The organism is Microcystis sp. LEGE 00066, assembly GCF_015207925.1.
GTDB classification, from domain to species: Bacteria; Cyanobacteriota; Cyanobacteriia; order Cyanobacteriales; family Microcystaceae; genus Microcystis; species Microcystis ichthyoblabe_A.
This window is the reverse complement of the sequence record NZ_JADEVX010000241.1, coordinates 1-5348: the sequence shown is the minus strand read 5'-3', so window position 1 is coordinate 5348 and position 5348 is coordinate 1. Positions and strand designations below refer to the sequence as shown.

Genomic DNA, 5348 nt, shown 5'->3' with positions numbered 1-5348 from the left:
ATCAGCCAGACTTGGAAACTATCTCATCAAATTAGTCCCCCCATAGAACCTCCTTGAGCCATCTTGCACACTTTTCTCTTTTTGTCAAATTTTATGTTAAGAAAGATGTGACTAATGGATAGCTTATTAAGGGGGAATTAAGGGGGGATCGGCACCCCCTTTATTAAGGGGGGATTAAGGGGGGAGCCATCTTCAATTTAATTATAACCAGCTACTTATTATGAGAACAATCGCTGAAATCAACGACAAAATTGCTAAAAAAACTGCTGTAGTCTGGACAGTAGAGGAATTAAAAAGCCGCGTGAGCGAGATGGGAATTAAGGAGGTTTTTTCCCAAGTAGATGTGGTTTGTACGGGAACCTTTGAACCGATGGAATCTTCGGGGGCAATTATTAATTTAGGTCAGACGGATCCGCCGATAAAAATTCGTCAATGTTGGTTAGATGGGATTCCTGCTTATGCTGGTTTTGGGGCGGTGGATTTATATTTAGGAGCCAGTGCTATTAGTGATCTAGCGGCGAAAAATGAGAATTTAGAGGGAGAAAATCCCGAAAGGGGCGGCGGACATATTATTGAGGATTTAATCGCTGGAAAATCGATTCAATTGCGCGCTGTCGGCCAGTCCACCGATTGTTATCCTCGCACTTCTTTTGAAACGATTATTTCTAAGGAGACTATCAATCAATTTTATCTTTTTAATCCTCGCAATCTCTACCAGAATTTTATCGTCGGAGTCAATGGGGGAGAGCGGACTTTATATACTTATTTGGGACCACTACAGCCACGATTAGGTAATGCAGTGTATTCTAACCCCGGGGCAATTTCTCCCCTGTTAAATGACCCAGATTTAGAGGCTATAGGCATCGGTACGCGCATTTTTTTGGGAGGAGGAATCGGTTATATTGCCTGGGAAGGAACCCAACATTTTCCCCTGCAAAAACGCCTACAAAATCGAACTCCTATTGGTCCAGCTTCCACCTTAGCCTTAATTGGGGATGCTAAACAAATGAATGCTCGCTGGGTGCGGGGTTGTTATTTCAAAAATTATGGGGCTTCTTTAATGTTAGGGGTAGCAGTACCGATTCCGATTTTAAGCGAGGAAATCGTTCGACATTGTGCCGTAAAAGATGAGGAAATTGTCGCCCCAGTGGTAGATTTTTCCATTCCCCGGCGAGTCCGTCCTACCTTTGGTTTAATCACCTACGCTAAACTAAAAAGCGGTCGGATTATGATCGAGGGAAAAAGTGTGAGGGTGGCTCCTTTGGCCAGTATTTCCCTGTCCCGGGAAGCCGCTTTAGAATTAAAAGCACTGATCGAATCGGGAGAATTTACCCTTACAGAACCCGTGGCAAAAATTAATCTAGAGCGGACTTTTATTCCCCAGAATCGTTGGGGCGGAAAATTATCAATTGAGTGAGGAGTTAAGGGATTGGGTGCAGGCGGCACAACTACAATTAAGATGACGTAAAATCGGATTTTCTTCCCCGGTTGTCTTGGCGATAATCATGTCACCTAAGTTCTCGGTATTGAAACTAGGATGAAAGGACTCTGGGGCAGCTTGTACGGAGTTCGTGGTAACTGCTAGGGCTAATAAACTAGCGGAAGCAGTGGCAAGAATAACGACTTTTTGATTCATAAGTTTGCGGGAATTATTGGCCATTAATACCACTGATTATAACACTGCCGACCGCCGACCGCCTCCGTTAACGGCCCAAAAGATTGGCAATATCAGCACATCCCCCCGGAATGGTTGCGCGGGACTTTTCCCCACACCAACGACAACAATAGTGACGTTGTTCCTCGCTCATGTTTTTCACCCCGGTAAAATTGACATTTTCTACCACTGCTCCCGTGTGTTCTCCACTGTCATAATTGGGGGGAACGGTACGACTGCGGGGGGTAGCATTTTCTAGGGAACCATAAAATAAACGCATCCCTTTGATATCTGCCCCTCTTAAATTAGCTTCGTAGAGAATTGTCCGCGATACATTTGCTTTCACCAAATCGCTATAACTTAAATCGGCCCGCACCATATTCGCTTCGCTTAAATCGGTCCAGCGCAGATCCTGCCCAGAAATGTCGGCCCCCGCTAACATTACCCCCAATTGTACTACTCTTGTACCGAACTCTCGATCCTCCGCATAACCCCCTTCCCCGTCTAGAATCGGTCGGCCTAGATAACGATCGCGTTTAATCGGTGATAATAGCCGCGATTGACTCAAAAAACGCAGTATTTTCGCTTTCCCAGAGGCATCGACACTGCTGAGGATAGAAGCGGTGCGACCTTCTGCGATCGCTCTTTCCTGGGGCCAATCTTCTAAAAATCCCTCCTCATCCAAGGCTAGATCGGAAATCCCCTGAAAATAGGAATCGATCGTCTGTTGTTGGGTAATGCGATTTTGCTGTATGGTTAAATCCTTAGAAATAACGTACTGTTCCCAGGCCACATAGACAGCTAACACGGCGATCATAATCTGTCCCAAGGCCCCCACCCACTCGGCCCAGGAACCGAACTCATCGTATTTAAAACTGTCTAACCATCGCAATATGCGCTCGTAAACTCCTAAATATTTCCCTAATCCGGCCAGAGCAGCAATAAAAACGATAAAAGCGAAAACCGTCTGACGTTCAGAGGGAGTGAGATAATGGGCGATCCACTGGCGAATAGAGGGTAAAATCACCTGTAAAGATATTAATATCGCTACTATCGCCCCAGAAAAGCCTAACCAGTCCCAGCTAAAGACGAGGCCGATAGTCATCACCATCAGGGGGGCCAACAGTAACCCCGCGTTACCCGGCCGAAGATCTTTTAATAGTAGGATGCGCTGACGCAGAGGATTACGCGAAGATAAAGAGGAGACGTATTCGGAGGCATCGGGGGGCGATAAACTGGTTTTACCGTTATTTTCGGGGTTATCGGCCCTATTTTCTGCTGCGAGTTTTTCTGGGTCTTTGCGATCGCTCATATTAATCCTTGTCAAGAGAAAATAATTCCACACCGAAAACTGAGGCGAAAACTCTCGATAAATCTTGCTGTACTTGCATAAGACTAATATTAGGCAGAAACTGCTGTAAACTGCCCACGGGTTTATTAGCAATCCCACAGGGAATAATTTCGGCAAAACCGCTTAAATCCGGACAAACATTAATGGCAAAACCATGATAGGTAATCCAACGACTAACTTTAATACCGATCGCCCCTATTTTATACCCTTCTACCCATACCCCCGTCAGTCCCGCGATTCTTTCCCCCGACAATCCATAAATAGCGATAGTTTGCAGGATGACTTCTTCTAATTGTCGCAAATACCAGTGTAAATCCTGCTGATAATAGCGCAAATTGAGGATCGGATAGCCCACTAACTGCCCCGGACAGTGATGGGTGACTTCCCCTCCTCGCTCGATTCGGTACACTTCTTTATCGGTTTTGTCAAGATTAAATTTAATAAACTTAATATCTGAACCAGTACCGAGGGTGTAAACGGGGGGATGTTCCAGTAGGAGCAGCACATCGGGTAAGTCAGGATCGGCAATTCTCGCCGCCACCAGCGATCGCTGTTGCGCCCAGGCCAGAGAATAGGGGGTAATTGCCTGAATTTTCAGCCCACAGAGACGAGGTATTTTTTGAGCATTCATTGCGAGATGTGTCAAAATATTTAAGAAATGTAAAGGAGCGCAAAGGAAGATTAAAAGAAGGGAAGATATAGATGTTGGGGAGAATACTAAGTGCTAATCTAAGGATATCCCATCTATTCGGATGTTAACCGTCCCACAGGAGAAACAATCACCAGATTCTCTTGCTGGCGGCGAAAATCGGTTTCTTTAAATAAAAGTTAACAGAACTTCGCACTTCTGTTAAGAAAAGCTTTGCAGAAACTTGTTAGAATAGAGGTAAATAAATCCAGTTGCAAATAGGCGCTCGACCCGATGAATTTTCCGCGCGATCCGACAAAAAAAAGAGAACGAAAACACCGACAATATCTAGACTGTGACCTCTGACAACAGCGCGATCGAGCGGATTTTTGAGGATTAAATTCCTAGCATCAACATCCCTTAAAAATAGTTGATGTGGACGGTCTATAGCAAAATTTTTAGATGGAGTAGTGAGTATGAAGCTATTGATTCAGGGCAATAATATCGCTGTCACCGAAGCTATTCATGATTATGTGGAACAAAAGCTGGAGAAAGCGGTGAAACATTTTAACGGCATAACCACAAAAGTTGATGTTCACCTCTCCGTGGAAAAGAATGCACGCATTCCTGATCGCCACAAAGCGGAAGTAACGGTTTATGCTAATGGAACAGTGATTCGCGCTCAAGAAGGAAGCGAAAATTTGTACGCAAGTATTGATTTAGTTTCTGATAAAATCGCTCGTCAACTCCGCAAGTATAAAGAGAGACTGGTGGATCATCGCACCCACTCCACCGTTAAAACTAGCGAGGTGGTGCAAGAAAAACCCTTAGATGATAACCTAATTGGCGATCGCACCCCCGAATTACCTGCGGAAGTAGTGCGGATGAAATACTTTGCTATGCCACCGATGACTATTGAGGAAGCACTAACACAATTGCAATTAGTCGATCACGATTTCTTTATGTTCTGCAACAAAGACACTAACGAAATCAACGTTATCTATCAACGCAATCACGGCGGTTTTGGTGTTATTCAACCCCGTACCGTTAACGTAAATGGCAAAGAATCCAATTAACAGTTAGCGACCACAAATAAAACTAAAGACTGGAGAAATTCTCCAGTCTTTTTCTCATCTAACCAAGATTAACTTTCACCACTTTATTTTTTTCTGCCACCGCTTTTGGGAGGGTGAGATAAAGAATACCGTCTTGATAGTTAGCGGTAACTTGGCTATTTTGCACCTCCACTGGTAGGGTAATCAAGCGACTAAATTTACCATAATAAAATTCGCTGTTTTCCACCTCGGCAGGGCGTTGACGTTGCCCATTAATAGCCACCATTTGTTTGCTAACCTCCACATCGATATCTTTAATATCCACACCGGGTAATTCGATTTTCAATTGCACGGAATCCTCATTAACAGAGATTTCCACCGGGGGACGAGATACCGATGAAGTTGTCGGTAATACTTCTTGAAAAAGTTGATCGATTTGACGTTGAACAGAATTAATTTCTAGGAAGGGAGAATAAAGAGTGAAAGCCATAGTAATAATTTCCTTGAGAGGTTTTCTCTGACTGCGATTACCTCCATAATAAGCAACTAACTTGGCTTACACAAGGCGGTTTTCAGGAAATAAAAAGTCGCAATAACCGATACAGTTATCAGTTATCAGTTATCAGTTATCAGTGGGAAGTTGTGGGGTGTGGGAAGTGG

Annotated in this window: 6 protein-coding genes; 2 read left to right on the top strand and 4 right to left on the bottom strand. The window is 44.2% G+C overall.

Annotation, left to right across the window (positions count from 1 at the left end; genetic code table 11):
- Window positions 1-220 precede the first annotated feature (220 nt).
- Complete coding sequence (locus IQ224_RS21320; RefSeq protein ID WP_194033468.1) at window positions 221-1417, top strand: homocysteine biosynthesis protein; 1197 nt, start codon at window positions 221-223, stop codon at window positions 1415-1417.
- Here the strand turns inward: IQ224_RS21320 and IQ224_RS21315 are convergent.
- From IQ224_RS21315 to lipB, 3 genes are all read right to left on the bottom strand, one after another.
- Entirely contained in the window at window positions 1406-1636 is a 231-nt protein-coding gene (locus tag IQ224_RS21315; RefSeq protein ID WP_002792496.1) for a hypothetical protein, read from the bottom strand. The genes IQ224_RS21320 and IQ224_RS21315 overlap by 12 nt on opposite strands.
- A gap of 67 nt (window positions 1637-1703) precedes the next feature.
- Window positions 1704-2966 (bottom strand): pentapeptide repeat-containing protein, encoded by a 1263-nt coding sequence (locus IQ224_RS21310; protein ID WP_002744663.1) that lies wholly within the window; start codon window positions 2964-2966, stop codon window positions 1704-1706.
- Window position 2967: 1 nt separating this feature from the next.
- Window positions 2968-3636: a lipoyl(octanoyl) transferase LipB gene (gene lipB, locus IQ224_RS21305; protein ID WP_002744661.1), complete on the bottom strand. Its 669-nt coding sequence runs from the start codon at window positions 3634-3636 to the stop codon at window positions 2968-2970.
- 473 nt (window positions 3637-4109) lie between these two features.
- On the opposite strand from lipB, the gene hpf reads away from it, so the two are divergent.
- The gene (hpf, locus tag IQ224_RS21300) at window positions 4110-4709 is read left to right on the top strand and encodes a ribosome hibernation-promoting factor, HPF/YfiA family (protein ID WP_002744660.1); all 600 of its coding nucleotides are present in this window, start codon (window positions 4110-4112) and stop codon (window positions 4707-4709) included.
- A 58-nt stretch (window positions 4710-4767) separates the two neighbouring features.
- On the opposite strand, the gene IQ224_RS21295 is transcribed toward hpf, so the two are convergent.
- Window positions 4768-5178, bottom strand: a complete 411-nt coding sequence (locus IQ224_RS21295; RefSeq protein ID WP_002762759.1) for an Hsp20/alpha crystallin family protein — start codon at window positions 5176-5178, stop codon at window positions 4768-4770.
- Window positions 5179-5348: the final 170 nt, after the last annotated feature.